Source organism: Paenibacillus sp. TSM33 (assembly GCF_056099025.1).
This window is the reverse complement of record NZ_JBLZXB010000010.1, coordinates 261,117-284,210: the sequence shown is the minus strand read 5'-3', so window position 1 is coordinate 284,210 and position 23,094 is coordinate 261,117. Positions and strand designations below refer to the sequence as shown.

Below are 23,094 nucleotides of genomic sequence, written 5' to 3'. Positions count from 1 at the left end.
TCCTACCTTCCAGTACGGATTATGAAGAAAATCTCATTTCAGCGCATAAAGCTCCAGTGAAAATAAAGTTACCTGCTCTTCCGCTGAGCATATTTCAAGACCCTTGGCTTCTGCATCAGGAAATATTAAATCGGTAATGGCTACCTGTCCACGATCGAAAAACGCTTCGATCGACGAGCGATCTACATAGATACGGATGTCCATGCGATCCGGTAAGACTGTTAATGAGGCTCCATGTTTGCCTGCAAAGTCTTCATGAAAATCCGAGCGACCTGACCGTGTCCGGTCCACGTATACCTCCTGCGTGGCGGAAGTGTAACCGACGAGTGTTTCTTGTTCATCCGATACCCGCACCTTAAAGCCAAAGTCCCCGGTGGTTGCAAATTCAGCCACAAGTTCATAGCAATCCAGTTGCAAGGCAGACAATGCGTTCCGCACCTCCTCCCAAGATGGCTCTGTGAGTGACAGGACAGGAGTTCTTAATCGCTCCAGTTCCCGAACAGGGCGCTGAATAAGTATAACTGTGCCCTTTCTCGTTTCCAGCGCGAGTTCTCGCGGAATGGACATGGCACCTCTCCAGCGTTCCGTCGGTGTCTGATTGGCATATCTCCAGTTGCTCATCCAGCCCATAAACAGGCGTCGTCCGTCCTCTGCCGGAATATTCGACCAGCATACACCTGCGTAGTTATCTCTGCCATAATCGAGCCAGCGGACTTTTTCACTTTCCGCATCTGCCACAAATGTCGTCCCATCAAATTCACCTGTAAAATACTGTGTTCTGGACCCTTCCCGAATCTCTGGAACATCACCAATACTTACAAGCATGACCCACTTCACCTGTTCGCGCTTCTCATCAATATATAGCGGAAATAAATCCGGGCACTCCCACACCGCATCATGACTACCAATACCGTGTCCAAATTCACTGGCAAACGTCCATTCCTTCAGATTCGGAGAATGATAGATTCGAATCGTCTGACCGCAGGCCAGCACCATCACCCACTGCTCTGTAGACTTATGCCAAAACACTTTCGGGTCCCGAAAATCAACGCAATGCTCATCCTCCAGTACCGGGTTGCCCGCATATTTAATCCAGCTTTCACCTGAATCTGTACTATACGCAAGGCTCTGGTACTGCCGTGTCTGATCCATGTCCGGAAACGAATGATGATGAGTGAAAATAGCTACCAAACCCGGCTTGCCTCCAAAAAATCCGGACGTATCCTGTTCATCCACCACAGCGGACCCAGAAAAAATCGTACCCTGCTCATCCGGTTCCAAAGCAATCGGCTGCTCCTTCCAGTTCACCAAATCAGTACTGACGGCATGCCCCCAATGCATAGGACCCCATGTGGTGCCAAATGGATGATGCTGATAAAACAAATGATAGCGCCCTTCATAATAAACCATTCCGTTCGGATCATTCATCCATCCGCTTTTTGGTGAAAAGTGATAGGATGGGCGGTATTTCTCTTGCCTAATCACGTTCATATACTCCATCTCCCTCAAAAAGAATCATTTACTTGCGTTTCTGTCATAGCCCGCTTGTTTGATTTGCAACCATTCCTGTAATCCCAGACTGTTCAGTTCCTGCAAATATTCCGGCCACTCCTCTTCGACCTTGCCATTCTGGTACCATTCCGTACGTTTACGGAGAACATAGGCGAATAGATCGGTTTCAATAGTCGACAAACGATCCAGCTCATCGATAGAGAAAAATACTTTAGGATAATTATGATCTGCTTGCATATGGGGAACCATCACCTTTTTGAGCAAACCCAATCGCCATGTCGCATCTTCTGGCTGCGTTGTGTATTTTCCGTAGTATTCATCCAACACAGCTAACGGTCCGCCAATGTTCGTCTTTTGTCTGATTTCTACCGGAGCCGAGCCTTCCAGCGGCAGATGCTTCAACATTCCCTTTGCCTCATCATACTTAAAGATATTTTTCTGTTTGGTATCCCCGTAAGTTCCCCAGTTGTTCTGTATGGACTGGATCGGATCATACAGCTGGTCAATCCACTTGGCGGTCGCTTCCAGCTTCTTATTAGCACTGGTGATCACCATGCGCCCGCGGTCGAAGCCGATGCCATTCGTTCGTGTGACATTCACATGTCCATCCGGGCCAGCCAGCGGCGGCATGAGATCGTATTTTTTATTTGGGCCTGTAATATTGGCCTTATCCCATGTAAAGTACAGACCATAGCGGTGATCCTTCCCTTTGGCCAGATAAGTGTTCCAATCCTGCTGGGAGGACTCTATGTCCACCAGCCCTTCCTTGTATAAATCATGAATATATTTGACTGCTTCCTTATATCCGTTATCCGCTGCTGTAAATACGACTTTCCCATCGTTCGTCACCACTGTGTGATCCCAGTTCTCTCCCAGCCCAAAGGACCCGTATAAAAAGGCCAAATCCTCGCCGCCGGGCTTATCTATAAACGATAATGGAATCTCATCCGCCTGCCCGTTGCCGTTGGGGTCCTTTGTTTTAAAGGCAATTAGGACCTGCTTCAGCTCTTCGGTCGTTGTTGGCATGGACAAGCCCAGCTTGTTCAGCCACTCCACATTAATCCACGGCAAATCATCCACGGACTGGATCGCTTCTTTTCCTGTACCCAATTCTTCAATCCACGGAAAGGAATAAATATGTCCATCCGGCGCAGTCAACATCGCTTTATATTCCGGCGATTGCTCCAGCACCTTTTTAAAATTCGGCATATGCTGTTCAATCAAATCCTCCACTGGAATAATGACACCGTCTTTGGCTAGCTTGAGCAAGTCATAATCCGAGTAGCCCGCGTCGAACACTGCATCCGGCAAATCGCCGCTGGCAATGGCCAGATTCCTTTTTTCTACAAACTGGTCACTGGTAAAGTTCTTCCAACGAATATGAATGCCCGTTTTTTCTTCCAGCCGTTTGTTAATCAGCTTGTCGTTCGGATCTGCCGGAGCAAGTGGTGAGCTTTGGGTTAAAAAGTTGAGTGTCACTTTTCCATTCACATCTGTTGCATCGCTTTCATTAGAGGAATTGCTGCTACCACAGCCGGAAAGAACTAAGATCGCCGCCAGTGCGGCAAATGAGGCAGTTTTGACTGTTTTCATCTGGATGACCTCCATCGGATAATGGTAAAAAGCACATATAGCAAATGAAGTGTGCGGCATCTGTTATTTTAAAGAGCCGACCATAACGCCCTTTTCAAAATACTTTTGGAAAAAGGGATACATCACAAGTAGTGGAAGACTGGAGATGACAATCGATGAATATTTGATCATTTCCGAAAGACGTTTCAGTTCTGCCATTGCTAATTGATCACTAATCATGCCGGGCATCGTCTGGTTTTGGATCAGGATCGATCTCAACACCAATTGAAGCGGATGCAGCTGTGCATTATCCAGATAAATCATGGCATCAAAATAAGAATTCCACTGACCGACAAAGGCATATAGCGCAATGACAAAAATAATGGGTTTGGACAGCGGCAGGACAATCCTGAAGAATATCGTCCAGTCCGAGGCTCCGTCCACGTTGGCGGCCTCTTTTAATTCATTAGGCACACCTTTAAAGAACGTTCGCGCCAAAATCAGATCCCACACATTGATTGCACCGGGAAGAAGAATAGCCCATACGGTATCCAGCATCCCTAAATTTTTGACCAACAAATAGGTTGGAATCAGACCTCCACTGAAAAACATGGTGATGATAAACAATGTCATAAAGAAATTCCGCCCTACCAGGCTGTTCACCGATAAGGCATAGCCGGCACAAATCGAAACCGTCACAGAGATCAAGGCAAAGCATGAAGAATAGAACACCGAATTGGCAAACCCACGGAGCATCGCCGGGTTGGACAAAATTTTCCGATATCCCTCCACACTCCAATCCGAAATACGGAAGGATAGCCCTTTGCTTAACAAAACGGTCGGGTCCATAAACGAAGCAATCACGATATAACCCAAGGGAACTACAATAATCAAAACAGCTAAAGTGAGCACAATGTAATTCACACCTAGGATGAAGCGGTCCAGATTGGAATGTTTGACATGCATAAAGAGGCTCCTTTCCTAATAAAGCCCTTCTCCCTCATTGAGCTTCTTGACGATAAAGTTAACGGTCAGCAGCAAAACCACATTAATCACCGAATTGAACAGCCCAACCGCCGCAGAGTAGGCATAATTGCCGGATTGCAAGCCGACTTTATACACGTAGGTAGGAATAATTTCAGAAGTAGGCAAATTCATGGATGTCTGCATAAGATACGCTTTCTCAAACCCAATCGACATAATTCCTCCTGCTGCCAGGATAAAAACAATCGCCATAATCGGTTTAATCGTCGGCAAATCAATATGCCATATGCGCTGAAGCAGGTTGGCTCCGTCCAGACTTGCTGCATTATGCAGCTCGGGATCAACATTAGCGAGCGCAGCTACATAAATGATTGAAGACCACCCCGCCCCCTGCCAAATTCCAGACAGAATATAAATCCAGCGGAAATATTCAGGCTCTGTCATAAAGATCACAGGGTTGCCGGTCACCGACGCAATGATTTGATTCAGGGGCCCTGTCGGAGACAAGAAAATAAACAGCATTCCCACAATGACAACGACCGAAATAAAATTAGGGGCGTACAACACAAGCTGGATATTCTTTTTCAATCCCGCCTTGCGGATTTGATTTAGCATAATCGCCAACAGGATCGGTACAGGAAACCCGAGTACAAGTCCATAGAAGCTCAGTTTCAGCGTATTGAAGAAAATATCCGTAAAATTGGGCGAGTCTAAAAATTTAATGAAGTATTTTAGTCCAACCCAGTCACTTCCCCATATCCCTTTAAGCGGGCTAAAATCCTTGAATGCAATAATGGCCCCATACATCGGAACATACTTAAAAAGAATCGTAAGAATCAGTGCAGGCGCCAGCAGTACGTAAAGAAAATAGTTTTTGCGAATATAGTCTAGCTTGCTGCGAATGGACCTTTGCTCCCCCAGTGCAGCATGTCTCTGAGCTGCCTTAGCCAAGTTTGCCATTTGCATTCCCCCCATCTGTAATAGCCGTCTGTATAACAAGATTGAAAAGGCTTACAATTTTCATCTTCAATTTACCAAATCGAATTATCATTCGTCAACAACTTTTGTAAAATAATTTATTTACATTTGAACAAAATAATATTGTCATTCTGAGCTTTTGTAACAAAAAATAAAATAACCACACTCTATAATCCAAATATGAAAGTTCCCCATTAACAATGACCGCTTCACTTATACGGCCCTAATCTCCCCTCTCTTGTACAATGATCATTTTTTATCCAGCTTATATAGATTTGAATTTCAGTTCATTTTTCGATCTAATAAAGATAAATACAGTCTATTAAGCAAACTTCACAAATGTAAAAATAATTTATTCATTTGTAATGTTAACATTGCTATTTTATGCGAACTATTATACATTTAGGATACAATTTAGGTTTTGAACGGAAAGCTGGCAGAGGCAACCGTACCTCTCAGGCAATCCATTTATTAAGTGAAGGTGGAACCTGTCTATGAAGAAAGATAAAGTCACCATTCAAGACATTGCTGATGCTTTGGGAATCTCCCGAAACACCGCATCCAAAGCGATTAACGGTAGCGACAGCATCCCGGTTGATACTCGGAACAAGGTCATTAAAAAAGCGATCGAGCTCAAATATAAACAATTTGCCTATGTGGAAACAGACAGTATCATCCCTAAGAACCAAGGTAACATTGCCCTGTTCACATGCAATCTGCCGAACAGCTCGCATTTTGGCTCCTTTCTGATCAGTGGGCTGGAAAAAAGAATAAGTGCAGAAGGGTATAATTTGTCGATTCATATTGTGCGGGAAAACGAAACCCAAGCGGGAACACTGCCTAATAATTTTGAAGCCTCCAAGGTTGACGGAATCATTTGTATTGAAATGTTTGATCCACAGTATAGTGAGCTCGTTACGAGTTTGGGACTGCCTACAATCTTTATTGATTGTTCGTTGGACATTTTTTGTCCTGATTTGAAAGCGGATTTATTGTTGATGGAAAATGAACATAGCGTTTATTCTGTTACCAAAAGCCTGATTGATCGTGGATTTATGCGGATCGGTTTTGTTGGGGATTATAAGCACTGCAAAAGCTTCAACGAGCGGTGGGTTGGATATAACCGTGCTTTAATCGAAGCAGGCCAAAGTGTGGATTTATCTTACTGCATCGTTGATCAGGACCGAAATTTTTTCTCCGAATCAGATTGGATGGATAAACAATTGGAGGGCATGAGCGTGCTTCCATCTGCGTTCGTATGCGCCAATGACTTTATCGCCGTCAGTGTCATGAAAGCGCTCAAAAACAAAAACTTGAAAATTCCTGAAGATATTGCTGTGTTTGGGTTTGATAACGCTCCTGAATCCCGGATTGTAGAGCCTCATTTATCCACCGTGCATATCTACAACAATGAAATGGGGATTACGGCGGCTGAGATGCTATTGGCGCGGGTCAAAGATCCTTCCAGACCTTATCAGATTACGCATATCAGAACAGAGCCGATATTTAGAGAATCAACTCCGGCTTTACAAATAGAAAAGTAAAAGAGGGGTTCTGGCGACGCTCCGCGAACGGAACGTTGCTCCAATCGCTGTTGTATCTGGATTTTATTGAATAGTTTAGTGGTAAAAATCCGGATACAAAGGCGACCGCTGACGCTTTTTCGCAATCGTTCCGTTTCTCTCCGCTGCTTTCAGCAAATTTGCTATTTTAGAGATGTTCTAAAAACCAGAAACACCAACCATGGATAGAATTGTCTATACTCTTAAACTTTAAGAATACAAAATGGCAAGCCTCTGATGATTTAGAGGCTTGCCATTTTTCTAGGTCTATTAACTAATGGATGGGGTGATACAGTTTTAGTCTCCGGCTAATCGTTTATAGATCCTCTGCTGGAACTACAGGAACTACTGGGGCTGCTGGCTCTTCGTCTATTTTCTTCGCTTCTACCTCCGTCCCATCAACTTTCGTTTCACTGATATTCGTTTCTTCAACTTTCGTTTCATCGACTTCTTTTTCATCTACCTCCGTTGCCTCTACCTCATCCGCTTCGTCACTGCTCTCTTCATTCATCAAGGCTCTTGGTGTGTAAAGCTTGGGAATCGGCACGTTCGCCCAATCCATATCGGATGCAAAGTAAAAGCTTGTGTAGGACGGCTGGTTATAGCCGGTATTTTGACGCGCCACATCCGCACGATACTGCGGATCATGCATCAACGTGTACAATTTATGAGTTGTTGGCTCGGTGCTCAAATAGATACGGATCGCCGAGCTATCCGCTGTACGGACAAGCATTTCCTCGCGCCAATCTCCGAAAATGTCAGCGACCAACGATGGCGTTCCCTTGGTATAATTGTTCGTTTTGGTACCTGTTGCGGTTAGTAATGTGCCTCGTTTCCAATCTTCAATGGTTGGGGTTACGTCGATTGCCCCGTTCACGATTTGTGTGGTCATATCAGCCGCCCATTTGATACTCATATTGGTACCCGGCATCTTGGTATCCAATTGCTTACCCGCAGCGGTCCACAAGCCTATGGCCCAAGTCTCCAGTCCTCGCTGATTCGGGTCTATGTCACCGACCATCCCCCGACCTGTATCCTTACCGGAATATCCACCGTAGATGACTTCACCCGTTTTGGCATCCCGCAACGAATAACCATAAGGGGCATAGGTGCCGCCTTCATGCACCATAAAGATTTCCTTTCCTGGCCGATCAGGGTCAATATCGGTCACATGCAGCGTGTCACCGTGTCCCAATCTGGCGGTTTGGCCCGGAATTGCGCTTTCAGGAGGCATAACATCAAATGAGCTGTACAACAGGCTGCCATCATGGTCGATCGTGGCGGAGCCATATACAATTTCGTCTTTGCCGTCTCCATCCACATCTGCGGCACTCAGCGAATGCGCTCCTTGTGTGGTCAAAGTGCCGAATTTCGGGTCCGTTCCATCCCGTCCATGCGGGCTATCATTAAACGGATTGGTCATCGGTGCCCAACCACTGTCCACCATCCAATGTTTTTGGAGATGACGACCATCCCATGTGTAAGTGACCAAGGTGGAACGCGTATAATAGCCGCGTGCAAATACGGCGTATGGTTTACGTCCGTCCAGGTATGCTACCCCTGCCAGAAAACGGTCCACACGGTTAGCAGGTTCAATCCGGGCCATAGCGTAGTCACCCCACATAAGACCGTCATCATGGCGCTCTGGCTCATAGCGAATCGTCTCCAGCTCAGTCCCCGTTTTTCCTTTGAAAATGGTCAAATACTCCGGTCCATCCACAATGAAGCCTTCATATTCTCTCAGCTTGTTTTTGTCGCTCCGCGCAGGAGCATACACATCCATAAAGTAATCCGTCAGGCTTTCCGCATCCTTTCGGGATAACGGATAGCTATACTTTGGAGCAATTCCAAAGCACTCCTCCAGCGTAGGAGGCCACTGCCCCTTAACCACTTCTTCATGCTTCGTCCAGTTCATAAACATATTCACTACATGCTCATAATAATCCGTGCGGCTCAAACGATAATCATCTTTATGTGTAATTCCAGCTTTGCGATCCTCACGGGGCAGGGTAATATATTTTTCTTTTTTGGGCTTGCCCTTTTTGTCAAAAGTAATCGTCTTGGTCCCCGGAGCCGTCTTGAACATCAGCTCGGCTTTGCCATCGCCGTCAAAATCATACACCATCATCTGTGTATAATGCGCACCTGAGCGAATATTCACACCGAGGTCAATCCGATACAGCAGCTTGCCCTCGAACGTATACGCATCGACATACGTATTTCCGGTATACCCCTTCTGAGATACATCTTTAGAGTTGGATGGGTCCCATTTTACAAAAAATTCATATTGGCCATCTCCGTCCACATCCCCCACACTCATATCGTTGGCCGAATAAGTATAGGATTCACCTGCGGGTGTTATGCCATCAGCAGGCTTTTGCAGAGGAAGCTCATAATAACCCTGCTGCCATGGCTTCACTTTGGCACTGCGATCCTTTTCTTTCCCTTTAACGACTGAAGCGACCCTGTACACCGCATTTCCGTTTCCTTCCTTATCCAGATAATTGGTGCTGTCCGTCACCGTCGCGATTTTCTTGCCATCACGGTATACGTTAAAGTCCGCTCCTGTCAGCCCTGTTGAACTGTAGCCATTCACTTCCTGGGCCAATAACCGCCAGCTTAAAAATACACCCTCTTGCGTCGCCGCAGCTACCAGTCCGCGATCCAGCTTTTCCAGCTGAATGCTGCCACTACGGTTTTGTTCTACTGCGATTGCTGATTCTGCCTGCAGCGTGGGTTCGGATAAGTCTTCCGCAGCCACTCCTCCAGTCGTGCCCGTCATCGCCAGCATTGCTGCCAACGCAGCGGTCAAGGTTCCCTTTTGCCATGCGCCTTTCCTTTGAGCCATCCAATTCGTCCTCCTCAATTGTATTGTGATGACAAGCAAATACAGAAAATGATTGCGCTTACATAATTTAAATTCCTTATTATTATAGTTTTGCTGTTCCTCCAAACGCGTTTAAATATCCGAGTATTTCTCTACACAAATCCGTGTTGTTGCCCGTTTCTATTGAAATGACCCCGTTAGCCCGTTTAAAACGGTCCATTTTGTGAGTCGACCATGTTAGTTGAAGTGAGAATATCCGAATATCATAAAATGATAAAATGGACAAACTGTGATCAAACATACATACCTATCAAGGTTTCACAAAAATGATGTCACAAAACGCCCCGTTGCGATTGTTATATAGACATAAATACAAGGAGGTGAGCTCTTGCAGGCAACCATCCCCGGGGATCAACAGGATAAACACAGCCAGATTGAGCTGGCCGTAGAGCGCGTCAAGGCTGGTGAACAGCAGGCTTATGAAATCATTATTCGGCAATTCGAGCGTCAGATGTACACCTACTGCTTCTATATTTTGAAGAATCATGAAGCAACAGAGGACGCTGTTCAGGACATTTTCATCAGAGCCTATGAGAATCTTCATCAATACAGCAGACAAACCAGCTTCTCGGCATGGCTATACAAAGTGGCCTACCATCACTTAATGAACATCAAAAAGAAGCACAGCCGCTGGCTCAGACTGGTTCAACAAGTCAAGGAACAAGATCCAATCGTCCAAGTATCACCTTATAAAAGCGTAATTGAAGAACTCCTGACTTATCTTACACCGGAAGAGCGTCATATTCTGCTACTGAAGGCTGTTGAGCAATACAGCTTTGAGGAGATTAGCAACATTATGGGTTTGAAGTCGGCAACCATCCGCAAAAAATATGAGCGGCTTCGGCGCAAGCTGCTGGACCACAGAAGCAAAGGAGGACTAGTTAATGGACAAACATCCAACACCACCTTATGAGCGTGAAATGGACCCGTTGGAGGATTGGATCCATGAATCCGTCATGCCCAGAGGCAGTATGAGTGGTCAAATTATGAAGGAGATTGAAAAAAGAGCCATACAACGAAAGACGACAAAACCAAAGTTTGCAAAACGGGCTGTCCTGGCGGCATCCGTAGTTGGCATATTAGGGGCAGGAGTGGTAGGCGCCGGGTTTGTATCACCCACGATGGCGGCCACACTCAAGCAAATTCCCGGAATTGGCAGTATTTTTTATGGATTGAGCTCGGATGAAATTCAGACTGCTGTAGATAAGGGCATTCTCAGTCATCCTAATGAAAGTGTGACTCATAACGGAATTACGTTGACATTAAGCGATGTTCTGTATGACGGTACACGCCTGTCCTTCTCTATTGAACGTCAAGGCGAGAATATGCCGGAAGGCTCTGTGAGTCCCTATCTGCCTACAGATGTCAAAACTGAAAGTAACGATAAGGAATGGTTAAAGAAGCATAAAGTGCCTGAGAAGGATCAGCTTAAGGGGTACTTTAAATACTTCCCCGAAGTCTTGATTAATGGAAAAAAAATAGACTCTCACCTAAACTCGTATGGTGATGATCCGGAAAAAAAGAATTCAGTCGTAGGGGAATTCATGCAGTTGAACTCCCTACCGGACGAGTTTGAGTTGACGATCAAAACTTCGATGACGGGTGTTGACGAGCCCTATGAATTCAAGGTTCCGGTGAAAATAGACAACACCATGATTACTGTCCAGCCGAATGAGACAAAAACCAGCGGCAACTTCAGCTATACCGTGAAGGAGCTGAAATCCACCTCAACAACGACTCGTCTGGTGCTGGACAGTAAAGGTGAAGTGCCTGCTTCTCCGGAGCAAACGGGAGAGTATGCGCCAACAATGATGTATTACGACATTGTAGATGATCAGGGCAACATGCTTAAGCAGCGCCAATTCGGTTATTTCCACAGCAAGCCTAGGACAGAATACCATGTGGATGAGCTGTATGATGCTCTTAAGCCGGGTACGAAATACGTGACGATTAAGCCATTCACCTTGACCGTCAAGCCGGCTGATTGGAGCATTGTTGGTGAAGGCAAGGGAGCTGATGGAAAGCTTAAAAGAGGAGATAAAACGTACATCAAGGAACTCGAAATGAAGATTCCTCTGAATAACTAATTACAAATGATTCATACAGAATTTCACATAACACCAATTTCTACGAAAGGAACATGTGTCTAATGCAACAAACAAACTTAAAATTAACATTCCTAAAACGGGTATTACTTACAACTTCGGCTTTCGCAATAATAGGAACAGGAGCAGCCATACCAAAAAACATATCCCCCATTGCAGCAGCCACTAGTGACGCGAAATCTGCGCAAGCCGCTTCTTCCAATCTGAGCCTAACGCAGGACGGGGTTACACTGAAGCTTAGCGATGTGTTTTATGATGGCACACGCTTGTCCTTCTCCATCGAACGTGAAGGCAAGAATTTACCTGAGGGAGTCATGAGCCCATATGTTCCAGTAGATCCTAAAGCTAGTGTAAACCTCAAAAAGCACATGGTTTCTGAAAAAGACCAAAAGAAGGGTTATATCAAGACTCCTGAGATTTTGATAAACGGGAACAAACTGAAAAGCAGCCATTCCATGTTTGGAGATAAAGTATCTCAAAAGAACGCTGTAGAAGCCGAATACAACCAGTTGGGTTCACTTCCTGACGAATTTGAATTAACCGTCCAGGTAGAGGTTACTAGAATCAGCAAACCTTTTGAATTAAAAGTTCCTGTTAAAAAAGACAGCAATGTGGTGAGTGTCAAGCCGAATAAAACAAAAAAGAGCGGGCCATTCAGTTATACGGTCAAACAGCTGGATATTACTTCTTATACGACCCGTCTAGTGCTGAACAGCGAAGGTGAAGTACCTGCGTCTTCCAAGCAGACAGGAAAATACGCTCCATCCATGATGTATTATGACATCGTAGATGATAAGGGGAAAACACTTCAGCAACGGAAAGTCGGCTTCTCAAATAGCAAGCCTAGAACGAAATATCATATTGATGAACTATACAACGCTATAGGCAGCAGACCCAAATTTGTGACGATCAAACCATATACGTTTACAGTCAATCCCACTAATTGGAGTATTATAGGTCAAGGTAAGGGAGCGGATGGCAAATTTAAAAACGGAGATAAAACATACATCAAGGAACTTGAAATGACAATTCCCGTGCCAGCACAATAACATCCATACAAAACGAGCAAGCCTGAATGTGAAAGCAGGCTTGCTCGTTTTGTTCATTTTATATAGGTTTAGGTTATCCTTAATTTGTATGTCTCCCGACTAATGAGGGACAAATGAATGGAAATCATCCCGGCTGGACTGGTCTGCATGATAAAACACGACATCTCCATCCTGTAAATGAAAGGTGTGTCCGTATGGGTCCTTTATCTCTCTGCGATATCCCTCCAGTTGCCATTGGTTCAAAAGCGGGCCATTGATATATTGCAAATGTGGATGCTTGGTGTCCCCCTGACGGAGTGATTCCAAATTAAAACGAACCACTATAAAGCCTGTCTTCTTGAAGATATCTGTATGCTCGTTTAGCTCCTGACGGTGACTGACCTCGCGCAAATCCGTCCCTTTGGTGATGGCATACACATCAGCAGGCAGACTATACTCGCCATACCAGCGCTGAATCGCCGCATTCGCACGATCGGCATCAACCCCCTCCGGCAGGTCTGTCTTTGGACCGATCAAGGTACGCACAGCCGCAGGCAACACCAGCCAGTCGTAGCGTCCAACCCAGGTCTTGCTGCGTGTAATACGCTGGACATACAGCGCCATATAACGTTCCAGCGTTAACTGACTTCGCTCTGCTTCACTCAGTCCATGTTGATATTGGTAGGCTGCTGTATCCTGCAATTCCTCCATAGGGACATTGCGTAGCCGTTCATTCAAAATAACATATCGCTTTTCCCGGTCCTCTGCCGATCCTACACGGATAAATTTTCGGCTGCCTGCATGTGTATACAAATCCACCTCTTCCCGCTGTCGCCCATCTTTGCTCACCCAATAAAATGAAGGGGTAATGCGAATTCCATCCTGGGTGCTGAACATATTGCCTTTGGTTTTGAGGTCAAACTTGAAATGATAGCCTGTCTTGACCGCCACATTTGCGTAACCTTCAAGTGGGTGACTGCCGGGGCGGACGGGCAAAGTGAATGGCTCCGGGTTCCCTCTGGGCTCCCCGTCAATATTGCCAAGCCCTGTCCAATAGGACAGGCCGCTATGCATTGGGCTTCCTTTTTGCTGCCGAAATACACGCTCCCAATGGTAATCTGCAATATCCGTGATATGAAAATCATACATCCGTCCGATGACCTCAATATTCACCACATCATTGGCAACATGATGGGCGATATCCGTATTGGCATGGCGCTGTTCGGTAAATCCATCCGGTGCATTTTCGGAAATGGTGCGGAACTCAACTGTATAATTGCCTTCATCGACCCATACAGGCAAATAAAAATCTGTGTCCAGCTGCAGCACCGGAATGTCGATCCAGGTACCTCGCGGATAAAAATGCGTCTTTCCTTTGTTGTACACATCGAACGGAAAGCGCACCTGCTTGGTTCGTACATATTTGGCATACTCCCGATCACCATAGCCGGGAATATTCAAATGCGGACCTGCTGTCGAAATCGTCACCCGGAAAGGACGCTCCAAGATAAGTGCCGATCGCCCCTTCGTAGGTTGGGTTTTCTGATTATGAGCAGCATCATCCGATACTTTAGACAGATTCACTACGGGAGTGTGGACAGTCACCGTATTGACTCCCTGTATCGGCAACGTTTTATCCGCACCTCCATTGATCTTTCCTTTGAGAATAGCGTAAATGATGTCACCACTGCTGGGCGTGTTAGGCTTATTGATCTTATGCTTATCAATCATATGATTCGGACTGTACAGTACATCGGCCCCAATCGCTCCGGAAGAGGGAATCACACCTGGTTTAGGGCCATTTACCTTGACGCGCTCTGGATTCATAATGATCTTGTTTTCAAAGGTCAAAGTATCGTTCTCCACTTCGATTTCCTTAACTGCCTCCTCTGCCTTAGATTTCAGTACACTGCGATCATCAGGCACACTGGGCTTGCTGCTGCCGCCGTTTTTGTTGCGACTACCTCCGTCCACTGTGCCTGGTGCAGGGGGCGGATAAAAGTTGCCCTGGGTCGCCGCAATATAAGAAGGGGGAGTATAAGATTGCGGACGCAGGGTGATTGCTTCATTGGGTAACGCATAATTTCGAAGCGTAGCCTCTTTGATGCCATATACCTCCAAATTGTCTATCTTCCAATAAGAGTACGGACGGACGATTTGGTAAGTATAAGTTCGCTTCACAGTCTCATTCCGCCGAGATTTTTTCTTAGGCCGCCAGGTCAACCGATATTCCCGTTTTACGTTCACCGTATATGTACACTGACCCGTCATGTTCACAAACTTATGTTGAAAAAGGTATCTCTTGGCTTGTACATGACCGTACAGGCTTTCAGAGGTAGGAATACCTTTGGATACGTCAAATCGTTCCCGACCACGCTGGTCCGCTTTGATTACTGCAGATACTACTGGGTCCAGTTCGGCGGTTTCCAGGCGTAAACCTGGAACGGGACGTGAGCAGACAACACCTTTTGTTGGCTGTTCATGATCTTGGCAATCTGAAGGCACTCCCTCTTGGCTTTCTCCAGCCTTAGGACAGCCCTGAGCTTCTTTGTAATACAAGTAAGCGGTAAACTGCTCAAAAGAACCGTCATAGGTAAACCCGGGTACAATTCCCGGCAAAATATCTCCGCTTGGCGGTTTACCTGTCGTGCTCTTCTTGTAACCCACATACTCATATTTCGGGTTGGTTGGCGGGGTGAAATCATACGATTGATCAGGTTTTAGCTCATTTTCTATTGGTGTAAATACGTTGTTAAGCGACTTTCCATCAGTTGTAAAATGCTTGACGATGAGTGCGCTCTCTAGTTCAATTTTGAATAGGATGGGTTGGTATATACGCCAGGCCTCTACTTCTTTGGCACAGGTAGGACAGCTCTCTTCCTTGATGTTGCGAGCCTGATCTACCGGATCAAGTTTCATATTCACAGTGATTGGGATAATAGTAGTGTCTGAACCGATTCCCTGTTTCTGAAAGGGATGGATATCTGAATCTTTTGTGCCCTTACTCATATGTCTCGCATATTCCTCATAATTATCAGACCGAGATTTTATAAAATAGTCACCATGACTCATATAATCAGCTATCGTATATAAGCGAGCAGTAACGTTCTTGATTTTACGGCCTGGAAACTGAAACTTGTAGGTGAAGGTCGCTTCCCCCTGCATTCCTTTTCCAGGCTGCTTCTTTTGAGTCACCCATTCCCCAGCTGTGTTCTTCCACATGTCGAAATACATCAAGCCAACAAAATAGCGATCATTTTTGTCCGCATAATATGACAAAGGTGTGATTTCCGTATCGGCTGCCGCCTTCTCGGTGGGGAAATAAAAAGGTGGGAGCTGCAATAGTAACAGTACCCCCACCAGAAATACGGCTAAAATGCGTTTGGTATTACTCATATGGTTAATTACCTTTCCAAGGATTAACCATCATCGGAATATAGTCCTTCGATGCGAGGTCAAAACCAATGTACTCAACGTCTTTCAACTTAAAAGATTTATAGTTTTTAATGCCTAAGTAAAGCTCATCAGCAGATGAATAGATCGGATAATAAACCATTTTCGTACCATCCCCGTTGTCTTTCGTCATTTGTTCTAGTGCTGGACGAAGACGTGCGTCTTTATTCTTTGTTAGGAAAAAAACTCCTCCTGCACTAGAGTTCGTTTTCACTCTCATCTGTAGGTAGGATACACCCTTAGAGGTTGTGTAAGGCTCAATTGAATAAATGTCGCGCAGCATCTTGACAGGCAAATCGTATTGTTTAAAAATTACCACTTTGTTGTAAGGCTGACCAATAACATTTTTTAAAAGCCCTGGTGTTGTCCCAATCGCCTTTTTATACGGCTCAATACTCACCGCCTGATGCCCTGTATCCTCCAATGCGGCGATTTCCTTCTTCCCAATCCAGACCCAGCGGCTGACCTTATCCCATTCTACCGTCTGTCCCAAACCCTCACTCACTAACCGCAGTGGCACAAAAGTACGATTTTGCTTCAAGATAATCTTCGTTTCATACGTTTTGGTCTGCCCATCCACGGTAGCGGTGTTTTGCCCCACTGTCATATTAACGGCATGTGCATCATTTTTTATCGACACGGCTAATTGGCCGCCTGTTTTCTCCCAGCCCACCTTAGCACCCAATGCCTCGGATACAAACCGGATTGGAACCATTACATAATCGTTACTATCCTGAAAAGGTTTAGCGTCTGGGAACTGTATTTTTTTTGCATTTAATAAGACTTCAATGGGTTTGGTGCTACTTGCCGCCTCCGCCGTTGGAATCGTACTTATCGCGCCACATAGCAACGTGACTGCGGTCAAACTCAACAACCATTTTTTCATACTCATCTCTCGATCCCCTTTGTCTGCTTAGACTTATAAACTATGTATATCAACTCTAATCTCATAAACTTATCGCATCCCCACTTTCGGAAAATACTGGATACAACTTATACATTATAGGGTTTCCCAATTACAAAATCTATAAGAAAAATAACTACTATAACCACTCTAAAAATCATTTCCTATGAGAAATCTCCCGCTCTAAATCATAGAATAGCCTCCTTATTTAACCTATATTTTCCGCAAAATCTCAACAAAAAAGGGCTGCCTCTCCCCTCTGAAGGAAGAAACAGCCCGTGTGCTTCACGCGCAAAAACTATGAATATATCAGTTCATATCCTATGGATTGTTCCAGCATCATCCAATATTTCTTACATTCTAAATCATTACTGTTTAAAAATCAAACGTTACTTTTTTTTCACGAAACAGCTCAAAAAATTATTCATGGACACCTGGACCCCCAGCTTGATGTAGCTGCTCATACACGTCCTTGTTGACCATCCTCAGCCCAAACAATCTGCGGATACGATGCCCAGGCTTGGCTTTGAAGGTCACTGTGGCTATATCCTTACCCTCCAGATATGCAGCCGGAATAGCGGCATTCACGTTGTAAAACTTGTCAGCCTCATCAAAGCCTTCACTGAAATGCTCAAGCAGATGACCGTTAATCCAAATATCAAAATCACAGTTTGGCATTTCCAGTGTAGCCGTGTAGGTGATAACCAGCAGCATCGGAGCAACCGGATTTGTCTTCAAATCGAAAGAGAACCAGCCGTCAATTCCTGCATTCCGGTAAGGTCGGTTATTCACATATCCGGTGCGAGTCGAAGCATCTCCTTGGAAGTTGTGATCCCGCTCCGGCTGCATTTCTCCGGGTTGGGCAAAGTCAATCGTGCACTGCTCCAGAATCGCCAGTTTTTCGCGTGCTGCTGTGTATTCCTTTTCCGCCTCCTGCCACGCTTCCTTCGTAAAAATGTCCCAATAGACTGAATACGTGCGATCATGCATTTTATACAGCGGAGATAGTTCCACATCTCGGGGATGTCCTGTATTCAAGGTACGGAAGGTATTCGTTTTGCCCTCCACAAGCTTTATCCAATCATCCAGTTCTTCTGTTGGAGGAATGAATACCGGGGTATAGAGGAACTCTATGGCTTTAGGATCTTCTAAGGGTCCCAGATTCCCTGCCAGCACCAGCGGTCCATACATGACAGCCGCCCGATCCGGATTATCTGGCATCTGCTCCAGTCTCAGCGACATCGGAATTGTCACCTCTACAACATCACCATCAAGCCAGGTTCTAGCGATAGAGACAAAGCTACCCGGTTCTGATTTAACTGACTGTTCCTTGCCGTTTACACAGATAGTGATCCCTTTTTCAGCCCAATAAGGATAGCGGATGAGCAGCATAAAGGGTGCAGGTTGATCACATTGAATTTGGAGCGTGGTATGGTCCGTGTCTGGATAGGACGTCGTTTGTTTTAGTGTAACACCTGTGTCCTTCCATGCCAGCGTGGAAGCAATGAACTGATTAACATACAGCTTATCATGATCGTGAAAATATATGCCGCTGCCGTAGCTCGCATGGTTTTCCATTCCTGTGCCCACACAGCAAGTAAAATCATCAAATTTACTTTCAAAATGCTTGTGCCCGCCCATGGCCAGTGACAGAAAATACGTAACACCCCCGTGAACCGGGTCCTGCGAAGCCAAAATATGATTGAATAGACCTCGCTCATAAAAGTCCGCTTCCTTGGCAGAAACATTCCACTGGAACAGATGATTAGTCAGCTTGAGCATGTTATAGGTGTTGCATGTCTCAGTCGTATGTGGTCCGATGCGATCATTCAAGCCATCTGGCGCGCCAAAATATTCTCCAAAGCTATTGCCGCCAATAACATACGAATGATGATCCACCACCCGCTCCCAAAAAAATTCTACCGTCTTCCGACGCTTCGTGTCATTCGTGAGCTCATATTCCTTGGCAAGCCCGATTAGCTTCGGAATCTGTGTATTGGCATGAATTCCCTGTAAGCAATCCTCCTGTGAGCTAAGCGGGTCCAGCACCAGCTTGTGCCAGAAGCACTCAGCCAGCCGCAAGTAGCGCTCTTCCCCGGTATCCGCATACAAATCCGCCAACACCTCATTCATGCCTCCATATTCGCAAAACATCATCTGCTGCAGCTGCTCATCGCTCATCGGCTTCAAAATTCCTTCGAGCCAGTCCGCCAGTTTGCGCTCTACACCTAATGCCTTGTCACAGTCTGTCAAATGATACGCATCACGCAGGCCAGCGAACAACTTGTGTAGTGTATACAAAGGAGCCCAGGCGCCGTTCAGGTCAAAGCCCTTCGAACGAATATTTCCGGCAGATACCTCTTCAAAAAGTTCCTTTCCCCCCGGGATGCCAGATACATATCCGTCCCCATGCGCCGTCTGGCAAACATCCAGTTCATCCGTAATGTAATGTGCAATTTCCTTAAAACGCTCATCGCTGGTCGAAGCAAACATCATGGAGCAAGCGGACAAATAATGTCCCAGCGTATGACCGGAAATAGTCATCGCTTCCCAGCCTTCATATTGAGGCGCTTTGGGCGCAAGCCCGGCATATTCCCGAAAACGCGCCAGCAGACGATCAGGCTCCAGCTCCAACAGATAAGATCGGTTCAGCTCCATCGCCTGTTTGAAGGGACCTTCAGCCAATACCACCTCGTTCAGTGCGAACGGTGCTGCTTTCATATGGGCCTTTGCTTTAAGAGTCATCTTCCGTTCCTCCTTTAAGGCGAATTTGGGGTAAAAAACGCATATCCAACATAACGAGCCGTTACGCGCCACTGCCAGAAGAGATATGTTCCCACTGCTGGTACAGCTGTGTTCTCGCTTCTGTAATGCCGGGATGAAATTGAATCAGCGTATGTTTTCGTGCAAAATGAACCTCACGGATCGCCTCCTGCACCCGTTGTTCCCCGCCTGCTCCGCCAAGTCCAGCAGCTTGGATCATGGAAGCGGCTGCTAATCGCCCTTGAGCCATGGCGACCAGCCCGCTTTCGATGCCGGTAATATTGCCGGCAACGTACAGCCCTTTGAGCGAGGTTTCCATTCGCTCACCATGCAGTGGAACATGCCCGCCCAGTTCAGGGCTGTACACGAATTTGCACCCGGCTACCGCCGCCAGCTCGGCGAGCGGATACAAGCCGCCGCTCAGAGCCACGAAGTCGGCGGGTTCGACGCGCTCGCTGCCAGCAATCGGTGAGCCGTCCGGTTTAACGTGGACCAGGGTCACGGATTCGACCCGGTCCTGCCCGTTGACGGACTGCACTGCTGTCCGCAAACGGATCGGGATATCCCACAGACGGAAGCCTCTGTGGGGATAGCAGCGCGCGATGAGTTTTTCCATCCGCATCGTCGCTGCCAGCTTGCCGCCGGCGCGCATCCAGGCGGCAGGCGCCAACCCCGACAGCTGAAGCAGCAGCTTCGCGGAGGCTGTCGGATCTGCCGCTGCACCGGCCAGCGGACCCGCGCACGGCAGTGTAATTGCCGCCACCTTCACCCCGGCGAGGGACAGCTCGCGGGCAATCGCCATCGACAATACGTTCATGCCTACAATAATGCCGCGTTCTCCCGGCTTGACGTAATGAACATTGGTCATCACCTGCGCAGCCCCGATGGACATTACACCCGGTAGCGTCCAGCCATCCAGCGGAACGGGAATCTCAGCCGCTCCAGTCGCCAGCAATACGTACTCAGCCGTGAGCAATCCACAGGAAGTGGAAATTTCCCACGTTGTCGTATATTCCATACCATGTACGGAAACGCCGCAGCGAATGTCCACCCCAAGCTCCGCGCAACGGGTAATCAGCTCATCCGAAACGTGTTTTCCAACCCACCAGCCTTGACTGCCTTCCTCATGATATTGCCCGGGCATACGTCCACCCGGCTCTGTAAACTCATCCAGTACCGTGACTGGCAATCCTTGCTCAGCAGCCGATACCGCTGCGGATAATCCGGCGGGACCCGCCCCAATGACGATAAGATGCGCCATTTCATTCATGTCACAATTCTCCCTGTGATTTCATTCGAAAGCTGCCGTCCGGTTTCCACCACCATACCTTCCTCCAGTTTGGTCAGGCAGGAACGGACGGTCCCCAACGGATGAACCGTCAGGCGGCATTCGTTACAATGCCCAATAGCGCAGTATACGCCTCTGGCCGTACCGGATTCCTCATGCCTTCTCAGCAAACGGACACCGCTGGCCAGCAGCGCTGCTGCCAATGGCTCTCCAGCCAATCCCTGCATGGGACGACCGTCAAAAAAGAAAGATATCTGCCGCCGCTCCGGCTTTGGTCCCAAAATAGGATGATTTACAATACGCATGCGGCTCATAAAGAACCTCCCTCTGCCAGCTGCCCGAACGTTACGGGACGCACTGGTGGCCTTTGCGATAACAGCTCCGCCTCCCGGCGGGCAGCAGGAACCTGATTGTAAAACCATGACTCCACTAATTGTCGGCATACCCTGCCCTGGCATGCCCCCATGGTCACCCGCGTAGCCATTTTAAGCTGGCGAACAGTATCCACACCCATGCGGCAAGCCTGCTCCATCTGTGCAATACTCACTTCTTCACAGCGACATACAAGTACATGATCTGACGCGTTCCCAACCGTATCACTTCGTTCCGTCAGCCGTTTACGCATAGCTGATTGCACAGGTTTTAATCGCTGAATAAAAATCCAGCGCCGCCTGACCCTGTTCCCGGGTATGTGAGCTTGACTGCTTCAGACCACCGAACGGAGACTGATACTCAACTCCCGCCGTCTCCTGATTAACCCGTACCATTCCCACGTCCGCTTCATCCAGAAACCGATGAGCAAGCCGCAAATCGCGGGTGAACAGGGAAGCGCTTAATCCGTAAATAGAATCATTGCACAGCCGAATCGCATCCTCGAAGTCGTCCGCCTGTATGACACTGATGACTGGGCCAAAAACCTCCTCCTGAATCAAGGTGTGGGACGAATCCAGACCAGCCGCCAGCAGTGGTCGCACATAATAACCGTTATCTGTCCCGGCAGCTGCTCCACCTTCCGCCAAAATATCAGCTTCCCGGCGAGCTAGCGATACATAGGACATGACTTTCTCGTACTGACTCTTCGATGCCACAGGTCCCAGATACGCACCGGGGTCAAGCGCTGGAGCGATCTGGATTTTTTCCACCGCATGGCGTAAAGCTTCTGTGAACGTCTCATAGGCAGACCGTTCTACAATCACCCGGCTAGTGGCCGTGCATTTTTGTCCGGCTGACCGAAAGGCACCACTGGCAATCATCGCCACCGCCTGCGACACATCCGCGTCCTTCAGCACCACGGCAGCATTTTTGCCGCCCATCTCGGTCTGGTATTTGATGTTCCGACGTGCGCACCGTTCAGCAATGCCCAAACCTGTAGCGGTAGAACCCGTGAAGCTGACTGCCTCCAGCGCTGGATGCTCCAGTAGGGCATCGCCTATACGACTCCCCTGCCCAATGATGAGGTTCAGTACGCCGGGCGGAAGCTGCACCGCTTCAAATAGCTCAGCGATCCGTACTGCGGTTAATGAAGCATGTTCGGCAGGCTTCCAAATGACTGTATTGCCGCACAAGAGTGCAGGGGCGATTTTCCACAGCGGAATCGCTACTGGAAAATTCCACGGCGTTATGACAGCCGTTACTCCCAGCGGGATGCGCTTCGTGTATTGGAGCACGCCCAGCTCATTTGAAGGAATGACTGTACCGATGGTACGTACACCCTCTGCCGCATAATATCGAAGCAGATGAACCCCTCGCATCACCTCTCCGCGCATCTCGGTAATCGGCTTGCCCATTTCTCTGCTGGCCAGCTCAGCCAATTCTAGTGCGGTTGTCTCCAACAACCCGGCTGCTTTGAACAAATAAGCTCCCCGTGCTGCCGGACTTAATGCTGCCCATCCTGCCTGTGCCAGTCGTGCTGCTTCCCCGGCCTGTGTGATATCATCCTCACTAGAAAAGTGGACAACCCCCACCTCCTCCTTCAAGGCCGAAGGATTACGAACCGCCATGACTTCACCAGTGGGACTTAGCCACTCACCGCCAATCCAGTTTCGGCTCTCCATCGTC

16 protein-coding genes are annotated in these 23,094 nt (G+C 47.3%); 4 read left to right on the top strand and 12 right to left on the bottom strand.

Features of this window, described 5'->3' with window-relative positions; all coding sequences use genetic code 11:
- Nucleotides 1-33: 33 nt before the first annotated feature.
- The 4 genes from ACN6NF_RS05180 to ACN6NF_RS05165 all read right to left on the bottom strand — a co-directional run bounded on the left by ACN6NF_RS05180 (nucleotide 34) and on the right by ACN6NF_RS05165 (nucleotide 5,028).
- Nucleotides 34-1,491, bottom strand: coding sequence for a glycoside hydrolase family 32 protein (locus tag ACN6NF_RS05180; RefSeq protein WP_474315765.1), 1,458 nt, complete (start codon nucleotides 1,489-1,491; stop codon nucleotides 34-36).
- Nucleotides 1,492-1,515: 24 nt separating this feature from the next.
- A complete protein-coding gene (locus ACN6NF_RS05175; RefSeq protein ID WP_474315763.1) occupies nucleotides 1,516-3,105 on the bottom strand; it encodes an ABC transporter substrate-binding protein in 1,590 nt (529 codons plus the stop codon).
- Between the two features lie 63 nt (nucleotides 3,106-3,168).
- Nucleotides 3,169-4,050, bottom strand: a complete 882-nt coding sequence (locus ACN6NF_RS05170) for a carbohydrate ABC transporter permease (protein ID WP_013369666.1) — start codon at nucleotides 4,048-4,050, stop codon at nucleotides 3,169-3,171.
- Nucleotides 4,051-4,065: 15 nt separating this feature from the next.
- Nucleotides 4,066-5,028: an ABC transporter permease gene (locus ACN6NF_RS05165; RefSeq protein WP_474315759.1), complete on the bottom strand. Its 963-nt coding sequence runs from the start codon at nucleotides 5,026-5,028 to the stop codon at nucleotides 4,066-4,068.
- Between the two features lie 512 nt (nucleotides 5,029-5,540).
- Here ACN6NF_RS05165 and ACN6NF_RS05160 point away from each other — a divergent pair.
- Complete coding sequence (locus tag ACN6NF_RS05160) at nucleotides 5,541-6,590, top strand: substrate-binding domain-containing protein (RefSeq protein ID WP_474315757.1); 1,050 nt, start codon at nucleotides 5,541-5,543, stop codon at nucleotides 6,588-6,590.
- A gap of 334 nt (nucleotides 6,591-6,924) precedes the next feature.
- Here ACN6NF_RS05160 and ACN6NF_RS05155 read toward each other — a convergent pair whose 3' ends face one another.
- The gene (locus ACN6NF_RS05155; RefSeq protein WP_474315755.1) at nucleotides 6,925-9,456 is read right to left on the bottom strand and encodes a rhamnogalacturonan lyase; all 2,532 of its coding nucleotides are present in this window, start codon (nucleotides 9,454-9,456) and stop codon (nucleotides 6,925-6,927) included.
- 367 nt (nucleotides 9,457-9,823) lie between these two features.
- Between ACN6NF_RS05155 and ACN6NF_RS05150 the strand changes: the two genes are divergently transcribed.
- From ACN6NF_RS05150 to ACN6NF_RS05140, 3 genes are all read left to right on the top strand, one after another.
- Nucleotides 9,824-10,408 carry an RNA polymerase sigma factor gene (locus ACN6NF_RS05150; protein ID WP_474315753.1) on the top strand — a complete coding sequence of 195 codons (585 nt, stop codon included), beginning with the start codon at nucleotides 9,824-9,826 and terminating at the stop codon, nucleotides 10,406-10,408.
- Nucleotides 10,380-11,582, top strand: a complete 1,203-nt coding sequence (locus ACN6NF_RS05145) for a DUF4179 domain-containing protein (RefSeq protein WP_474315751.1) — start codon at nucleotides 10,380-10,382, stop codon at nucleotides 11,580-11,582. Before ACN6NF_RS05150 ends, ACN6NF_RS05145 begins: the two co-directional genes overlap by 29 nt.
- Before the next feature lie 62 nt (nucleotides 11,583-11,644).
- Nucleotides 11,645-12,649 carry a DUF5643 domain-containing protein gene (locus ACN6NF_RS05140; protein ID WP_257126738.1) on the top strand — a complete coding sequence of 335 codons (1,005 nt, stop codon included), beginning with the start codon at nucleotides 11,645-11,647 and terminating at the stop codon, nucleotides 12,647-12,649.
- A gap of 99 nt (nucleotides 12,650-12,748) precedes the next feature.
- Here the strand turns inward: ACN6NF_RS05140 and ACN6NF_RS05135 are convergent, their stop codons facing one another.
- The 7 genes from ACN6NF_RS05135 to ACN6NF_RS05105 form a co-directional block, all read right to left on the bottom strand.
- Nucleotides 12,749-16,024, bottom strand: a complete 3,276-nt coding sequence (locus ACN6NF_RS05135; RefSeq protein WP_474315747.1) for a DUF5704 domain-containing protein — start codon at nucleotides 16,022-16,024, stop codon at nucleotides 12,749-12,751.
- Nucleotides 16,025-16,028: 4 nt separating this feature from the next.
- Nucleotides 16,029-16,973 carry a copper amine oxidase N-terminal domain-containing protein gene (locus ACN6NF_RS05130; protein WP_474315745.1) on the bottom strand — a complete coding sequence of 315 codons (945 nt, stop codon included), beginning with the start codon at nucleotides 16,971-16,973 and terminating at the stop codon, nucleotides 16,029-16,031.
- 432 nt (nucleotides 16,974-17,405) lie between these two features.
- Nucleotides 17,406-19,730, bottom strand: a complete 2,325-nt coding sequence (locus tag ACN6NF_RS05125; RefSeq protein ID WP_474315742.1) for a glycoside hydrolase family 127 protein — start codon at nucleotides 19,728-19,730, stop codon at nucleotides 17,406-17,408.
- Nucleotides 19,731-19,791: 61 nt separating this feature from the next.
- Nucleotides 19,792-21,018, bottom strand: coding sequence for an NAD(P)/FAD-dependent oxidoreductase (locus tag ACN6NF_RS05120; protein ID WP_474315740.1), 1,227 nt, complete (start codon nucleotides 21,016-21,018; stop codon nucleotides 19,792-19,794).
- Nucleotides 21,015-21,350, bottom strand: coding sequence for a (2Fe-2S)-binding protein (locus ACN6NF_RS05115; protein WP_474315738.1), 336 nt, complete (start codon nucleotides 21,348-21,350; stop codon nucleotides 21,015-21,017). The genes ACN6NF_RS05120 and ACN6NF_RS05115 overlap by 4 nt, the downstream gene beginning before the upstream one ends.
- Nucleotides 21,347-21,673, bottom strand: coding sequence for a (2Fe-2S)-binding protein (locus ACN6NF_RS05110; RefSeq protein WP_474315735.1), 327 nt, complete (start codon nucleotides 21,671-21,673; stop codon nucleotides 21,347-21,349). The genes ACN6NF_RS05115 and ACN6NF_RS05110 overlap by 4 nt, the downstream gene beginning before the upstream one ends.
- A complete protein-coding gene (locus ACN6NF_RS05105) occupies nucleotides 21,654-23,090 on the bottom strand; it encodes an aldehyde dehydrogenase family protein (RefSeq protein ID WP_474315732.1) in 1,437 nt (478 codons plus the stop codon). Before ACN6NF_RS05105 ends, ACN6NF_RS05110 begins: the two co-directional genes overlap by 20 nt.
- Nucleotides 23,091-23,094: the final 4 nt, after the last annotated feature.